The sequence below is a fragment of the Streptomyces sp. NPDC025651 genome (assembly GCF_055558735.1).
This window is the reverse complement of the sequence record NZ_JBVHLZ010000005.1, coordinates 25,019-40,557: the sequence shown is the minus strand read 5'-3', so window position 1 is coordinate 40,557 and position 15,539 is coordinate 25,019. Positions and strand designations below refer to the sequence as shown.

The 15,539-nt window shown below is 72.7% G+C and carries 11 protein-coding genes; 3 read left to right on the top strand and 8 right to left on the bottom strand.

Annotated features, from left to right (window positions below; translation table 11 throughout):
* Window positions 1–142: 142 nt before the first annotated feature.
* From ACZ4D5_RS19570 to ACZ4D5_RS19540, 7 genes are all read right to left on the bottom strand, one after another.
* On the bottom strand, window positions 143–2,800 hold the full coding sequence (locus tag ACZ4D5_RS19570) for a SpoIIE family protein phosphatase (RefSeq protein ID WP_467773630.1): 2,658 nt from the start codon (window positions 2,798–2,800) through the stop codon (window positions 143–145).
* Between the two features lie 173 nt (window positions 2,801–2,973).
* On the bottom strand, window positions 2,974–3,390 hold the full coding sequence (locus ACZ4D5_RS19565) for an ATP-binding protein (RefSeq protein ID WP_467773629.1): 417 nt from the start codon (window positions 3,388–3,390) through the stop codon (window positions 2,974–2,976).
* Between the two features lie 138 nt (window positions 3,391–3,528).
* On the bottom strand, window positions 3,529–3,930 hold the full coding sequence (locus ACZ4D5_RS19560) for a (deoxy)nucleoside triphosphate pyrophosphohydrolase (protein WP_467773628.1): 402 nt from the start codon (window positions 3,928–3,930) through the stop codon (window positions 3,529–3,531).
* A 138-nt stretch (window positions 3,931–4,068) separates the two neighbouring features.
* Window positions 4,069–4,254: an SPOR domain-containing protein gene (locus ACZ4D5_RS19555; RefSeq protein WP_467773627.1), complete on the bottom strand. Its 186-nt coding sequence runs from the start codon at window positions 4,252–4,254 to the stop codon at window positions 4,069–4,071.
* 163 nt (window positions 4,255–4,417) lie between these two features.
* A complete protein-coding gene (locus tag ACZ4D5_RS19550; RefSeq protein WP_467773626.1) occupies window positions 4,418–6,118 on the bottom strand; it encodes a purine-cytosine permease family protein in 1,701 nt (566 codons plus the stop codon).
* A gap of 134 nt (window positions 6,119–6,252) precedes the next feature.
* Window positions 6,253–7,008 (bottom strand): GntR family transcriptional regulator, encoded by a 756-nt coding sequence (locus ACZ4D5_RS19545; protein WP_467773625.1) that lies wholly within the window; start codon window positions 7,006–7,008, stop codon window positions 6,253–6,255.
* A gap of 221 nt (window positions 7,009–7,229) precedes the next feature.
* Window positions 7,230–8,456, bottom strand: coding sequence for a DUF4190 domain-containing protein (locus ACZ4D5_RS19540; RefSeq protein WP_467773624.1), 1,227 nt, complete (start codon window positions 8,454–8,456; stop codon window positions 7,230–7,232).
* Window positions 8,457–8,537: 81 nt separating this feature from the next.
* On the opposite strand from ACZ4D5_RS19540, the gene ACZ4D5_RS19535 reads away from it, so the two are divergent.
* Entirely contained in the window at window positions 8,538–9,746 is a 1,209-nt protein-coding gene (locus ACZ4D5_RS19535) for a serpin family protein (protein WP_467773623.1), read from the top strand.
* Window positions 9,747–9,806: 60 nt separating this feature from the next.
* On the opposite strand, the gene ACZ4D5_RS19530 is transcribed toward ACZ4D5_RS19535, so the two are convergent.
* On the bottom strand, window positions 9,807–11,378 hold the full coding sequence (locus ACZ4D5_RS19530) for a S8 family peptidase (protein WP_467773622.1): 1,572 nt from the start codon (window positions 11,376–11,378) through the stop codon (window positions 9,807–9,809).
* A gap of 268 nt (window positions 11,379–11,646) precedes the next feature.
* Here ACZ4D5_RS19530 and ACZ4D5_RS19525 point away from each other — a divergent pair, with 268 nt between their 5' ends.
* Entirely contained in the window at window positions 11,647–12,780 is a 1,134-nt protein-coding gene (locus tag ACZ4D5_RS19525) for a threonine synthase (RefSeq protein ID WP_467773621.1), read from the top strand.
* Window positions 12,781–12,839: 59 nt separating this feature from the next.
* On the top strand, window positions 12,840–15,539 hold the full coding sequence (locus ACZ4D5_RS19520; RefSeq protein ID WP_467773620.1) for a discoidin domain-containing protein: 2,700 nt from the start codon (window positions 12,840–12,842) through the stop codon (window positions 15,537–15,539).

Genomic DNA, 15,539 nt, shown 5'->3' with positions numbered 1-15,539 from the left:
GGCGCCGCAGTCGGCAGGCCTCGGACGAGGCGCGGCCGTGCCTCGCGCACGGAGCGCCGGCCGAACCCGGCCGGCGCCGCGGCGGCGGGGCAAGACCGCCCGCTGCCCTCGGCACGCCCCCTGAGCCGCGGGCAACGGCGGTTCAGAACAGGCTGAGCAGCGCCTCCGCCGCGTCCATCGGCTCGGACTCCCCGTCGGGCAGCGCGAGTTCGAACCAGACCGTCTTGCCGCGCGGTGTCCTGCGCGAGCCCCACGCGGCGCTGAGCAGTCCGACCAGCTGGAGACCGCGCCCGCCCTCGTCGGTGTCGCGCGCACGGCGGCGGCGCGGCTGGACGAAGCCGCCGTCCCACACCTCGCACACCAGGGTGCGGTCGAGCAGGAGACGCAGTCTGATCTCGCCCTCGCCATAGCGCAGGGCGTTGGTGACGAGCTCGCTGACCAGCAGTTCCGCCGTGTCGCAGAGCCGCTCCAGGTCCCAGGCGCGCAGCTGGTCGCAGGCCAGTTCGCGGGCGCGGCCCACCGACTTGGGGTCGCGCGGCAGCTCCCAGTCGCCGACGTGCTCGGCGGGCAGGCCCTCGACGCGCGCCATCAGGAGCGCGATGTCGTCCTCTCCGTGGTGGGTGTCCAAGGTGTTCAGGACGTGGTCGCAGACGTCCTCCAGGCCGGCCGGGGCGTCGCTGAGGGCCCGTACGAACGCGTTGAGGCCCTCGTCCAGCGGGTGGTCGCGGGATTCGACCAGGCCGTCGGTGTAGAGCGCGAGGAGGGCGCCCTCGGGGAGTTCGACCTCGACGTCCTCGAAGGGCTCGCCGCCGACGCCGAGCGGCATGCCCGGGGGTACGTCGAGCATGAGCGCGGATTCGCCGGGCTCGACGAGGACGGGTGGCAGGTGGCCCGCGTTGGCGAAGGTGCAGCGGCGGGTGACGGCGTCGTAGACCGCGTAGACGCACGTGGCGAGGTAGACCTCGCTGAGGTCCGCGTCCGCGGCCTTGCGGGCCGCTCTGGTGGTCTGCTGGGGTCCGGCGGGGTTGCCGAGGCCGCGGGCGACCTCGTCCAGGGCGGAGAGCACCTCGGCGGGCTCCAGGTCCAGGAGCGCCAAGGTACGCACGGCGGTGCGCAGTTCACCCATGGCGACGGCGGCGCGCAGGCCGCGGCCCATGACGTCGCCGACGACCAGGGCGGTGCGGTGGCCCGGCAGTTCGATGACGTCGAACCAGTCGCCGCCGACCTCCGTGGCGGCGTTGCCCGGCAGGTAGCGGCAGGCGATGTCGAGCCCGGACGCCTCGGGGTCGCCGGGCGGCAGCAGGGAGCGCTGCAGTATCAGCGCGCGCTCGTGCTCCCTGCGGTACAGGCGGGCGTTGTCGATGCAGACGGCGGCCCGCGCGGCCAGTTCGACGGCGAGGGCACGGTCGCGCTCGCCGAAGGGTTCGCTGCCCTTCGTACGGGAGAACTGGGCGAGGCCGACCACGGTGTCGTGGGCGACCATCGGCACGGCGAGCGTCGACTGGATGAGTCCGCCGGTGAGCCTGCTCGCGGACGCGCTGTCGGCGCCGGTGACCAGCCGGGGTCTGGCGGCGCGCAGGGCGTCGGCGCACGGCGAGGAGAACGCGAAGCGGTGCACCGCGCCGACGTCTATGGGCCCGGAGCCGTCCGGGAACGGGGCGTCGGCGACCGCGCTCGCGAAGGCCACGCGGCGCAGTTCCGCACTGCCGTCGGCCAGGCCCGGCGGGGTCTCGTCGCCGTCGAGCAGGCCTTGGTACAGGTCGACGGAGGCGAGGTCGCAGAAGCCGGGGACAGTGACGTCGAGCAGTTCCCTGGCGGTGGTCTCCAGGTCCAGGGAGTTGCCGATGCGCGATCCGGCCTCGTTCAGGAGCGCGAGGTTGCGCCGGGCGTGCGCGGCCTCGCGGGCGGCGGCGTGCCGCCGGGTGACGTCGGTGCCGAGGCCCGCGACGCCGATGGGGCGGCCCGAACCGCTGTGCACGCGATAGAGGTTGATCGACCAGTGCCGGCGCTCGCTGCTGCCGGGCGCGGGTCCCACTATCTGCATGTCCGTCACGGAGTCGCCGGTCCGCAGGACGCGCTTGAGGGCGGCGGACATGCGGTCGGCCTCGTGGCGCGGCAGGTAGTCGTGGACGGTGCGGCCGCGGTGGTCCTCGACGCCGCCGCCGAAGACGTCGGCGAAGCGGCGGTTGGCGCGCTGCACCTTCAGGTCCGTGCCGAACAGCAGGAAGCCGAAGGGAGATTGGCCGAAAATGGCCTGGGAGGCGGCGAGGTCCGTCTCGATCTGCCGGAGCGCGCGGACGTCGACGACGATGCAGACCGCGGCCCGCTCGCCGTCCTCCGTCTCGGTCGGCATCACATAGACCTCGGCGAGGCCTTCCCGCCCCGGCCCGTCGGCCTCCTCCCCGTCGGGCACCCGGAAGGGGACGACACCCGTCCACTCCCGTCCGTCGAGGATCTCGGCCATCTTGCGGTGGCCGCCGGGCCGCAGCTCGGGCGGCACGAAGGCCTCGATGGGGTCCTTGCCCACGGCGTCGTGGGCGGCGACGCCGAAGAGGCGCTCCGCACGGACGCTCCACTGGTCGACGAGGCCGTCGGCGCCGATCGAGAACGAGGCGACCTTGATGTAGTCGTAGATCGAACCGGGTGGGTTGCTCTGCCAGGTCTCGTCGACCAGGGCGTCCCCGGGCCCGCCTGCCGCCGCGTCGCCGGGTCCGTCCGACCCGGCGTCACCCGAGTCGTCGGCCATCGCGTCGCGCGACGGCCCCTCGGGCTCCGTCGCCTTCGCTGGTATCTCGCTCACGCGAACCGTCCCCTCCAGCTCACCGCGTCCGGCACCGGTCACCGCATACGGCTGTCCGCAGTATCCAGCACTACGGTGCAGCACCACACGGCGTTCACGATCACAGCACGGACTCGACGCTTTTTGGCCCGTGCCGCCCTTGTGCCGGACGCCTCTCGCACACTGCCAGTCTTCTAACCCGGCAGCGCCAGCTCGAACCACACCGTCTTCCCCGTCCTGCCCGTGCGGCCCTGCCGTGTTCCCCAGCGCCGCGCGGAGCGCGCGACCAGCTGGATGCCGCGGCCGCCCTCGTCGTCGGGGGCGGCGACGCGCTCCAGGGGCGGGTCGGGGAGCGGATCGGACACCTCCACAAGGAGGGTGTCCGAGGGGGTCGAGGGGCGTACGAGACGTACGCCGATGGGCCCGGAGGCATGGCGCAGCGAGTTGGTCACCAACTCGCTCACGAGCAACACGGTGACGTCGCCGAGGGGCGCGAGACCCCAGTCGCCGAGCTGCTTGCGGACGACGGCGCGGGCGGTACGGACGGCGCCGGGGTCCGCGGGGAAGTCCCACTCGGCGCAGTCGCCTTCGGTGTCGATCACGCCGATCACTTCCAGACCAGAAGCGGAGCCTGTCGGGAACCCACCGGGAACCTGTCCGGTTTCATGGGGTTAATGGGCACATACCCGATATCCCGGCGGGATTACCGCGTACTGGGGCGCACTGTGGCACGAACGGCGTAGGCGGGGTCAGTGCGTGGCGTGCGCCATGGCGAGCGCCGCCGTGACCGCGGGCACGTCCGCGGCCAGCCAGTCCACCGACCAGACCTCGTCGGGGGCGAGCCAGCGCAGCTCGTCGTGGTCCTCCAGGGGCTCGGGCTCGCCCGAGACGAGGCGGGCGGCCCAGACCCGCAGGGCGTACCCCTTGGCGAGCGGCCACTGCCCCGGGACCCGTCCGGCCAGCTCCGCCTCGACGCCCAGTTCCTCGCGGAGCTCGCGCAGCAGCGCGTCCTCGCAGCGCTCGCCGGGCTCGACCTTGCCGCCGGGCAGCTCCCAGCCGCCGGCGAGCTCGGGCGGCGCGGTGCGTCTGGCGGCGAGCAGGCGGCCGTGGTCGTCGTACAGGGCAGCGCCCACCACGATGCGTTCGTTCATGCGCCGGAGCCTAGGCGCTCCGCTTCGGTGGGCGGGTTCCAGGGCGGTTCTTTGCCCGCGGACCGTTGGGGCTGGTCGCGCAGTTCCCCGCGCTCCTTCGGGGGCGCCCCCTCGACCGGCAGCCCTGCCGACTGGACGTCAGTGGGCGCCGCCGTTCTGGTGGAGCTTTTCGATGGAGTAGAGCTGTTTGTGGCCCCGGTCGTCCAGGCTGTCCGCGATCTTCTGGGCCTCTGCCTTGGTGGCGTACCTGCCCACGCGATAGCGGTTGCCGTTGTCGTCCTGCCGTATCACGAGCCAGGGCAGCAGAACCGTCCCGTCGTTCATCGCGCCCCTCCGCTCGCCACCCCCGGCGCGCGCCACGCCTCGATCAGTAAGGAAACCGCAATCCGCATATGCCCGAGCCTACGCCCGACCTTTACTCAGCGGATACGAGTTTGCACAAAGAGATACGCAGGAGGTGACGAGGAGGTACGCAATCGGCCACCGCTCAGTCGGCACGCACCGTCGGCATCGGCATCAGCACCGGCTCACCCGCGGGCGACCTGCGGCAGACGTCCCCGCAGTCGGCGTCCAGCGAGCAGCACAGCGAACAGATCGGGCCCGACCGGACGGGGCAGTCCGCGATGTCGGGCAGTTCGTACGCCGTCACGCAGACACCGCAGGTGTGGGTGGCCGTGATGTCGGCGACCGCCACGTGCGGGCCGTTCACCGGGTTGGGGCGGGCCAGGTAGTACCGGCCCTTGGTCGCCCGGGCGATCAACGGGCAGAGCAGCAGGGCGAGTCCGGCCGCGATGAACGTCGAGAACGCCTGCGCGTACCGGCCGAAGAGACCGAAGAAGGCGAGGATCGAGACCGTCGAGGCGATCACCATCGCGCCGAAGCCCGCCGGGTTCACCGCGTACAGGTACGCCCGCTTGAACTCGATGTACTTGGGGCTCCAACCCATCCGCTTGTTGACGACCAGATCGGCGGCGACCGCCGTGATCCAGGCGATGCCCACGTTCGAGTAGAAGCCGAGCAGCTTGTTGAGGGCGGCGAACATGTTCATCTCCATCAGCGTCAGCGCGATGGCGAGGTTGAGGAAGATGTACCAGACCCGGCCCGGGTGCCGGTGCGTGACGCGGGAGAAGAAGTTCGACCAGGACAGCGAACCGCTGTAGGCGTTGGTCACGTTGATCTTGATCTGCGAGACGATCACGAACAGGGCGGCGGCGGGCAGCGCGACGGAGCCGAGCCACGGCCTGAGCGCCTCGATCTGCGGGGCGATCGGCTCCAGGGCGTGCGTCGTGCCGACGGCCTCCAGGGCGACGAACGCCAGGAAGGCGCCGCCCAGTTGCTTGGCCGCGCCGATGACGACCCAGCCGGGCCCCGCCGCGAGAACGGCCAGATTCCAGCGCCGCTTGTTCGCCTCGGTCCGCGCGGGCATGAACCGCAGGTAATCCGCCTGTTCGCCGATCTGCGCGATGAGCGAGAGCGCGACGCCCGTGCCGAGGCCGAAGCCGATCCAGGAGAAGCCGCTGCCCGCGCCCTCCGTGCCGCCGAAGGAGCCGAAGGCGCCCCACGCGTCCGGCGCCTCGAAGGCGAGCACCACGAACGGCAGCACCATGCCGACCAGCCAGACCGGCTGCGTCCAGGCCTGCACCTTGGCCAGTGCGCCCATGCCGCGGAAGACGATCGGGATGACGATCAGTGTCGTCACCAAGTAGCCGATCTGGACCGGGAGTCCGACGGCCTGGTGCATGGCCTGGGCCATGATCGAGCCTTCGAGGGCGAAGAAGATGAAGGTGAAGGACGCGTAAATGAGAGACGTGAGGGTCGACCCGAAATAGCCGAATCCCGCCCCTCGCGTCACCAGGTCCATGTCCAGGCCGTACGTGGCGCAGGCCCGCGCGATCGGTACGCCCGTCACGAAGATGATCGTGGCCGCGCACAGGATCGAGGCGAGACCGCTGGTGAAGCCGTACGTGAAGACGATGGACGCGCCGATCGCGAAGTCCGCGAGGTAGGCGATGCCGCCCAGCGCGGTGGAGGCCACCATGGTCGGGGACCAGCGCCGGAAGGAGTGCGGGGCGTACCGCAGGGAGTAGTCCTCGCGGCTCTCGTCGGCCGCCATCCTGGCGTAACCGCGCCGGGGTGGCGGGGGGTCCGCGGGGGCCTCGGGGTCATGGGTGACCGTCGCGTCCGTCATGAGGGCTCCTGTCGTCCGGCCGGGTTGCGGGTACGGACGGGGAAGGTAGGAGCCGTGCGTGACAGGGGGGCGCGGGGCGGTGTTGCCCCGGCGTTACGGCGGCGCTCGGTGGGTTAACTCCCCGTCACGGGACGTCACTTCACGGGCAGGTGGTACGCGATGCGGTACCGGTCGGCGGGCACCACGACGTCGGCCGTCTCGACGGGGCGGCCCGAGGCGTAGTACGTCCGCTGGACGACCAGGACCACGTGGCCGGGGACTCCGCCGAGGGTGTTGAGCTCCTCGGCGAGGCCGGGGCGTGCGCCGACCTCCTCCGCGACGTTGTCCACGATCACGTCGATGGCCGCCATGCGCTCCACCACTCCGCAGCCGCCGAGCGGGCCCTCCTCGGGGAGCATCACGGGAGTGCGCCCGGTGACGGCCAGGGGCTCCCAGGAGGTGGAGAGCATCATGACCTCGCCGGCGTCCCGGAAGACGTACTTGGTGCACATCACGCGGTCGCCCGCGCGGATGGCGAGCCGCTCGGCGACCGCGGCGCTCGCCTCGATCTGCTCGCTGCGGGACTCCCAGGTGCCGCGCGTGCCGTCGGCGGCCTGCTCCTGGCGGAAGGGGGTCGAGCCGCCGTTCACCGCGCGGTAGCCGGTGCGGGCGATCTTGCGCGGGACGGGGCGCTCGCGCACATAGGTGCCGGATCCGGAGCGTCCCTCGACCAGGCCCTCGGCCATCAGGACCTTGCGCGCCTCCAGGGCGACCGTGTCCGACACCCCGTACTCCTCGCGGATCCTGGCCTGCGAGGGGAGTCGGGTGTGCGGCGGCAGCGAACCGTCGACGATCTTCTTGCGGAGATCACCCGCGACCCGCAGGTACGCCGGCTGCTCACCGAAAGTCACTGGCCACTCCCATCAGGTTGACAGACAGCAACAGCCTGGCAACCGTGGGTTGTTGGGTGCAACCCAAGGCCAAGGAATCACCCGAAGTGATGATTTCTTCTGCCGCAGGTCTTTACGCAGGGCCTTTCCGCGGTTATGGCGAACGGTCGGGAGGGCCGAGTGAGGGCCGCGTCGGGTGAGGAAACGTTCGGCCCCCGCGCGGGGACCGCCCCCGGCCCGCGTCACACCGCGGCACCCTCCCCACCGTCGTCGTGGTCCTCGCCGAGACCCGACTCCGGGCCGTCCCCCGGCGTCGCGTCGCGCGGCGAAGTCGTCGCCAGGCCGAGGGACTTGCGCGCGGCGACCTCGCTCTTGCCGTCGAGCAGCCCGAAGCCCCGCGTGTAGTGGTCGTAGAAGCGGTCGACGTCGGGCGCCTCGGCCGCCTTCGCCCACTCCTTGCGGGCCTTGCCGATCTCGGTGACGAGCCCGTCGACGTGCTCCTGCGTCCCGGCGGGCCAGTCGTGCGCGCGCAGCTGCCGCACCCGCTCGGCCATGCCCTTGTCCACGCGGGCGGCCCACTTCTTGTGGCCTTCGAGGTCGTCCTCGAACCGCTCCTCCTCGGGCGCCGACGCGTGCGCCTCCTCGAAGGCCTTCTCCGCCTTCACGTAGGCGAGCTGGTCGGCGTCGAGCGTCGACCCGTCGCTGCGCAGGGAGCCCTTCAGCGGCTCCTTCGGATCGGGGGCGCCGAAGAGGCAGGTGATGTGGCGGTCGCCGCGGCGCCAGGTGTCGCGGTCCGGCATGAAGTAGTAGATGTCCGCGTCGCCGAGGTCGGTCCAGGTGTCCTGGACGTAGGACTCGGTGAGCGCGGAGCACTTGGTGTCGGCGAGGTCGGTGAGCTCGTCGTCGCCGGGGTAGCTGGTGTGGTTCACGCGGAACGAGCCGAAGACCTCGCCGTCGTGGCGCCCGGAGCACGGCACCTTCTCGACCTGGAAGCCGTACTTCATGGAGTCGATCCTCCCGCCCGGCGCGTCGAAGCAGCCGCCCTTGTCGACGGGGAAGGCCCCCGCGTTCTGCCGGGACTCGCGCGCCGCCTCCTTGAAGCCGTCGGCGAAGTCACGGGCGGCGCCGGTGGCGACGGCCAGGACGAGCAGCAGCACGCCGACCACGGAGAGGATGCTTCCCGCGATCGCCAGGCCCTTGCCGCGCTCGCCCTTCTTCTTGATCTGGGCGAGCCCGACCAGGCCGAAGATCAGGCCGAGGCCGGGTATGCAGCACAGGACGCCGAGCACCAGGGAGGCGATGGCGAAGCCGTTCACCGGCGGCCGGGAGAACGGCGAGTACGGGCCGGGCCACTGCTGGTAGGGGGTCTGCCCCGGCGGCGGATACGACGGCAGCTGCCCCGGCTGCCCCTGCTGCCCCTGCTCCCCGGGAGGGGGTGCGTACGGTCCGGGCGGCGGCGGTATGTCCACGGGTAACGTGCTCCTGGATCTCTGGGGGCAGGCGGTGCGGAGAGCTTGGCGCATCGTAATCGGGGCGGGAGCGAAAAGGTAATGCGGCGGCAAAACGCGTCAACTCGGACAGTCGTCGAAGCCGTCAACGGCCTGACCTCACGCTGGACCGCGGCTTTCGCCCCGGACCGCGGCACCGTCATCTCCGCGCCCGGCGTCTGGCCCCTCCTCGCGCTCCTCGCGGACGGCGCGGGCGGCGCGGCGCGCACCGGACTGGCGGACGCGGTGGGGCTGCCCGCGGACGAAGCGGCGGGCGCGGCACGGGAGTTGCTGGCCCGGATGGCCGCCATGCGGGGCGTGGACGCGGCGGTGGGCCTGTGGACGAAGCGCACGCTGACACTGCGGGACGCGTGGCGGGAGGGGGTGCCGGTGGAGGCACTGGGGGTCCTCACCGGCGACCTGGAGGCGGACGCGGCCGCCCTCGACGCCTGGGCGTCCAAGCGCACGGGCGGGCAGATCGAGCGGATGCCGGTACGGCTGACGCCGGACGCGGGACTGGTCCTTGCGAGCGCGCTCACCCTGCGTACGGACTGGGAAGTGCCGTTCGAGGGCTGCCTCACGCGGACGGACACCGGCCCGTGGAAAGGGCGCGCGCTCGCGGGGCTTCAGCGGTCGGTCCCCGGCCTGGACACGGTGCGGGTCGGCACGGGCCCGGCCGGCCCCGTCACCGAGGTGACGGTCCGCGGTACCGCGGGCACAGACGTGCGCCTGCTCCTGGGCGAGGCGCGCATGCCCCCGGGCGAGGTGCTCGCGACGGGTCTCGGGATGCTCGGGGGCGACATCCCCTCGACTCCGGGCGGCGAACTCGCGCGCGGCGCGGCGGGTCCCGGCCTGGCCCTGCGCGCAGCCCGCACCGACGAGCCCGAACCGCCCCGTGTCCGCCTGAACACCGTGGAGTTCCCGCTCGGCGTGGAGCACGACCTGCTGGCGTCGCCCGGGATCTTCGGCCTGGAATCCGCCGCCCCGGCCCCCGGAGCCTTCCCCGGGATCTCCGATGCCCCCCTCGTCGTGCGCTCCGCCCGCCAGTCGGCGACCGCCGCCTTCGGCGCCACGGGCTTCCGGGCCTCCGCCGTCACGGCCGTCGGCATCGACTGGATGGGGCTGCCCGCCCACGAGACGACCGAGCTGGACGTCACCGTGGACCGCCCGTTCGGATTCCTCGCCGTGGACCGCGCGACGCGCCTCGTCCTCGCGGCGGGCTGGGTCACCGACCCGGAGCCGTACCGCGAGGACGAGGAGGAGAGTCACTGAGTCACGTGCTCAGGTTCCCGGAGGTCCCAGAACCCCGGAGGCCTCAGAACCCCGGAGGCCTCAGAACTGCAGACCCCAGGAGTCGATCTTCCCGATGTCCTGCGCCGCGTTGTCGCTGACCCGCAGCTTCCACGTGCCGTTGGCCGTCTCCGAGGAGGCGTTCACCGTGTACGTGGTGTTGATGTTGTCCGAGCTGCCGCCCGTGCCGTAGTTCTTCAGCGTGTACGCGGTGCCGTCCGGCGCGATCAGTTGGACCCGGAGGTCGCCGATGTACGTGTGCTGGATGACGACCGGCACGGAGAGCGACGCGGGAGCCGAGCCCTCGACGCCCGAGACGGTGATCGGCGACTCGGCCGTGGCGTTGTCGTTGATCGCGTAGTCGTCGGTGTTGCTGAACGACTTGCCGGGCGGGGTGGTGCCGCCGGTGACGTTCAGGAGGCGGTTGGGCGAGCCGGAGCCGGGGCTGGTGACGACGCCGGTCGAGGAGGCGCTGACCAGGGCCGCGGACACCTGCGCCGGGGTCGACGAGGGGTTCTGGCCCAGGTAGATCGCCGCCGCGCCCGCCACGTGCGGGGAGGCCATCGACGTACCGGAGATGGTGTTGGTGGCGCTGTCGCCGGAGTTCCACGTCGAGGTGATCGAGGAGCCCGGCGCGAAGATGTCGAGGATGCTGCCGTAGTTCGAGTAGCTGGCCCTGGCGTCGGTGCTGGTCGTGGCACCGACGGTGATGGCCTCCGCCACGCGCGCGGGCGACTTGGTCGAGGCGTCCGTGGACTCGTTGCCCGCCGCCACCGCGTAGGTGATGCCGGAGGCGATGGAGTTGCGGACGGCCGTGTCGAGCGCGCTGTCGGCGCCGCCGCCGAGCGACATGTTGGCGACGGCGGGCTTGACGGCGTTCTTGGTCACCCAGTCGATGCCCGCGACGACCTGCGCCGTGGTGCCCGAGCCCTGGTTGTTCAGGACGCGGACGCCGACGATCTTGGCCTTCTTGGCGACGCCGTGCAGGGTGCCCGCGACGGTGCCGGCGACGTGCGTGCCGTGGCCGTGGCCGTCCTGCGCGGTGTTGTCGTTGTCGATGGCGTCGTAGCCGTAGGAGGCGCGGCCGCCGAAGTCGGTGTGGCTGATGCGGACACCGGTGTCGATGACGTACGCCGTGACGCCCTCGCCCGCGGAGTCCGGGTAGGTGTACTTCTGGTCCAGCGGGAGGTTCTTCTGGTCGATGCGGTCCAGGCCCCAGGACGGCGGGTTCGTCTGGGTCGCGGAGGCAGTGAACGTCCGGTTCTGGACGACCGCGTCGACCGCCGGGTCGGCGGCGAACCTCTTCGCCTCGGCCTCGGAGAGCTCGACCGCGTAGCCGTTGAGCGCCTTGTCGTAGGTCCGCTCGATCTTGGCGCCGTACTCCTTGGCGAGGGCCCTGCCCTCGGCGGAGCGGGCCTTGGGGGCGTCCTTGTCGAGGCTCACGATGTAGCTGTTCTTGATCGCGCCGGGGACGCCGGCGTTCTCGATCGTGCCTTCCGCCCGGTCCGGCCGGGCGTTCGCCGGGAGGGCGGAGACGACGCCGAGGGCGAGGGCCGCGACCGCTGTCGCGCTGATCCCGGCAAGTCTTCGGCGGTTGTGACGCATCACTGCCATCTGAGGGGTCCTCCTCAATAGGTGGTGCGTTGGTGGGGGATTGGTGCCGTGGTGCCCACACTCACGGGACATAGGGCAGGTACATGTCAAGAGGGTGTGCCTGTCCTTGTCTCCTTCGGGACGAAAGATTGGCGGATCCATAGGAATCCCACAAGGGTCAGGACCGGACGTAACACGACCGCCACGGCCCCGCCATGACGCATCGCCACCAACCGCCACAGACCTCTCAGGTCTCAGTTTCAACAACTGCCCCACCTAGCCTGCGCTCATGACAGATACGACCGCCACGGCCGCCCTGCCCGACTCCGTCTGCCCGGCCGACGGGACGCGCGTGCCCGCGGGTTCGCTCGCCTGGTCGTGCCCGGCCTGCCGCGGGCCCCTCGACCTGGACTTCTTCCCCACTCCCGCGCCTCTGGAGTCCCTTGTGGGGAGGGTGAACTCACTGTGGCGGTACGCGGAGTGCGTGCCGTTGCCCGCCCCCGCGATCTCGCTCGGCGAGGGGCGGACGCCGCTCGTGGAGCTGGAGGGGCCGGTTTCGGCCAAGCTGGACTTCCTGATGCCGACGCTCTCCTTCAAGGACCGCGGCGCGGTCGTGCTGGCCGCGCTGGCCCGGCGTCTCGGGCCCGAGCGGGTGGTCGCCGACAGCAGCGGCAACGCGGGCACGGCCGTCGCCGCGTACTGCGCGCGGGCCGGGCTCCCCTGCACCGTGTACGTCCCCGCCGGGACGTCGCCGAAGAAGCTGGAGCAGATCGGCGCGCACGGGGCGCGGCTCGAAGTGGTGGACGGGGACCGGGAGTCGGCGGCGCGCGCGGCGCGCGCGGCGGCCGACGCGCACGGCACGTTCTACGCCTCGCACGTCCACAACCCCTACTTCGCGCACGGCACCAAGACGTACGTGTACGAGATCTGGGAGGACCTCGGCGGACGGCTTCCCGAGGCGCTGGTCGTCCCCGTCGGCAACGGAACGCTGCTGCTCGGCGCGGTGCTCGCGGTGCGGGAACTCCTCGCCGCCGGGCTCGTCCCCGAGACGCCCGCGCTGTACGCGGTGCAGTCCGCGGCGGTCGCGCCGCTCGCCGCGGCATGGCGGGCGGGCGCGGACGACCTGGTCGGCGAGACCCCGACGGCGCCGACGTCCGCGGAGGGCATCGCGATCCCGCGGCCCGCACGCGCACGGCAGATCCTGGGCGCCGTACGGGAGTTGGGAGGCACGTTCATCACGGTGACGGAGAATCAGATCGCCGCCGCCCAGCGGGATCTGGCGGCGCGGGGGCTCTACGTCGAGTCGACGGGCGTGGCCTGCTGGGCGGCCGTGCGGGACGGAGCGCTCGGCGGCCGGACGGCGGTGGTGCCGCTGTGCGGCGCGGGGGCGAAGACGGGGCTCGCGCACGGGGCGGGACGCTGACCGCGCCGACCGCACCGGCCCGGCCCCGCCCCACCCGTCCGTGGGACGCCCCGGCGCGCATGCCGTGCCGGAGGGCCTCCCCGGCGCATCGTCAGGCCGTGAAGCCACGCCTCGTCACCGCCCTGCTGACCGCCGCCGCCCTCGCCGCCCCCGCCCACGACGCGCCCACCGCGCACGCCGCCGAGCCCCGCCCGCCCGCCGACTGCGGCCCTCCCGGCGACCCGGCCTGGGCGCCCACGGCCACCACCCGCGGGCCCTCGAAGGGCGCGTACGACCCCTACGTCGGCAACGGCTACCTGGGGGTGCGCGTGCCGCCCGCCGGGACCGGCTACCCCGCTCCGCGACCGGACGAGAAGACCGGCTGGCCGCTGTACACGCCGCGCTACGACGGGGCGTTCGCCGCCGGGCTGTACGCGCGAGGGCCCCGCCACACCGCCGGGCGCGAGGCCATCGCCGCCCTGCCGAACTGGACCGGGCTCGACGTCACCGTCGGGGGTGAGACCTACGGCCCCTCCCGTCGCGTCTCCGGATACCGGCAGACCCTGAACCTGCGCTGCGGCTACGTGCGGACCTCGCTCACCTGGACCACCGCCGACGGACGGCGCACCGACCTCACCTACGACGTCCTCACCTCCCGCGACCGCGCGCACACCGGAGCCGTGCGGCTGCGCCTGACCCCGCACTGGACCGGCGAGGTCACCGTCACCGACCGCATCGACGGCCGCGGCGCCCGGCGCGTCGCGCACACCGGCGGCGGGCCGCGCGGCAAGAAGACGATGGACGTCACCTTCCGCACCGACGGCACCCGCACGGACGGCGCCGTCGCCTCCACCCTGAAGGCCCCGGGCGTCACCCATCAGGCGGGCGCGGCCAGGGAGTTGGGCAACCAGCAGTCCGCCGACTTCCGGGTGCGCGACGGGGCCTCGTACGACGTCGGCAAGTACGTCGGCGTCGACACCGCCCTCACCTCCCGCTCCCCCCGCGCCGACGCGCAGCGCGCCTCCCGTCGTGCCGCGGCCCTCGGCTGGGACGCGCTGTTCGCCTCGCACGCCGCCGCCTGGCGAGGGCTCTGGGCGTCCGACATCGAGGTGCCCGGACGGCCCGACCTGCAGCTGTGGGTGCGTTCCGCGCAGTACGGCCTGCTGTCCTCGACCCGCCGCGGCTCCCGCGACAGCCTCGCGCCCACCGGTCTGACCGGCGACAACTACGCGGGCATGGTCTTCTGGGACGCGGAGACCTGGATGTTCCCCGCGCTGCTCGCGACCCGGCCCGAGCTCGCCGAACCCGTCCTCGCGTACCGCCACTTCACGCGCGAGGCCGCCCGCGACAACGCCCGGAAGACCGCTGTCGGGGGCCTCTTCTACCCGTGGACCAGCGCGAGCCGCGGCGCGCTGTGGACGGAGTGCCAGAGCTGGTACCCGCCGCACTGCGTCCAGCAGAACCACCTCCAGGGCGACATCGCGCTGGCCGCCTGGCAGTACTACCTCGCCACCGGCGACCGCACCTGGCTGCGCGAGCGCGGGTGGCCGCTCCTGAAGGGCATCGCGGAGTACTGGGCCTCGCGCACCACCCGTAACGCGGACGGGAGCCACTCCATCCAGAACGTCGCGGGCCCCGACGAGTACAGCAACGGCGTGACCGACGGCGTCTACACCAACGCCGTCGCCGCGACCGCCCTGCGCGCGGCGGCGAGGGCGGCCCGCACGCTCGGCGAGAAGGCCCCCGCCGCCTGGACGAGGACCGCCGACCGCATCCGCATCCCGTACGACCCGAAGCGCAAGATCTATCTGCAGTACGCCGGTTACTCCGGATCGGCCATCAAGCAGGCCGACACCGTCCTGCTCATCTACCCCCTGGACTGGCCCATGCCGAAGGGCGCCGCGGCCGCCACCCTCGACTACTACAGCGCCCGCACCGACCCGGACGGGCCCGCGATGACGGACTCCGTGCACGCGATCGGCGCGGCCGCGATCGGTGAGCCGGGCTGCTCGGCGTACACGTATCTCCAAAGGTCCGTACGCCCGTTCGTGCGGGGCCCGTTCGCGCAGTTCTCGGAGGCGCGCGGCACGAAGGCGGGCACGGGTGACGCCCTGGCGGGTGCGCCCGCGCAGGATTTCCTCACCGGCAAGGGCGGCTTCCTCCAGGTCTTCACGCACGGCCTGACGGGGCTGCGGCTGCGCGAGGGCGACGCGCTGCACCTGGATCCGACGCTGCCGCCGCAGCTCGCGCAGGGGGTGACGCTGCGCGGCATGCGCTGGCGGGGGCGCACGTACGACATCGCGATCGGGCCCGAGGCGACGACCGTGCGGCTGACCTCGGGCGACGCCTTCCGCGTGAGCGGACCCGGCGGCACGGCCACCGTCCGCCGCGGCTCCCCCGCCGTCCTTGGGACCCGCCGCCCCGACCTGACGCCGACCGCGGACCTGGCGCGCTGCCGCCCGGCGAGGGCGACTTCTCAGGAGCCGGGCCTGTACGCGGCCGCGGCGGTGGACGGCAACCCGGTCACGGTCTGGTCGCCGGCCTCCCTGAGATCCCCTCAAGAGGCCTCCCTCACCGTCGACTTGGGGCGACGGCAGCGGCTGGGGGCGATCACGCCGACGTGGCGGGTGCGGCCGGCCGCCTACCGCGTGGAGACCTCGGCGGACGGCCGCGTCTGGCACGCCGCGGACTCCTCCCCGGTCCGTCATGTGCGGCTCACGGTCCGGCAGGGCGAGGGCGAACGGGCGCCCGCACTGCGGGAGTTGACGGCCGAACGCTGA

What these genes read in the sequence shown, in the direction of transcription:
- ACZ4D5_RS19535 (WP_467773623.1), top strand. Translation starts at nt 8,538, where the DNA reads ATGCGGCGGCAAAACGCGTCAACTCGGACAGTCGTCGAAGCCGTCAAC.
- ACZ4D5_RS19520 (WP_467773620.1), top strand. Translation starts at nt 12,840, where the DNA reads ATGCCGTGCCGGAGGGCCTCCCCGGCGCATCGTCAGGCCGTGAAGCCA.
- ACZ4D5_RS19530 (WP_467773622.1), bottom strand. Translation starts at nt 11,378, where the DNA reads ATGGCAGTGATGCGTCACAACCGCCGAAGACTTGCCGGGATCAGCGCG.
- ACZ4D5_RS19555 (WP_467773627.1), bottom strand. Translation starts at nt 4,254, where the DNA reads ATGAACGACGGGACGGTTCTGCTGCCCTGGCTCGTGATACGGCAGGAC.
- ACZ4D5_RS19550 (WP_467773626.1), bottom strand. Translation starts at nt 6,118, where the DNA reads ATGACGGACGCGACGGTCACCCATGACCCCGAGGCCCCCGCGGACCCC.
- ACZ4D5_RS19525 (WP_467773621.1), top strand. Translation starts at nt 11,647, where the DNA reads ATGACAGATACGACCGCCACGGCCGCCCTGCCCGACTCCGTCTGCCCG.
- ACZ4D5_RS19560 (WP_467773628.1), bottom strand. Translation starts at nt 3,930, where the DNA reads ATGAACGAACGCATCGTGGTGGGCGCTGCCCTGTACGACGACCACGGC.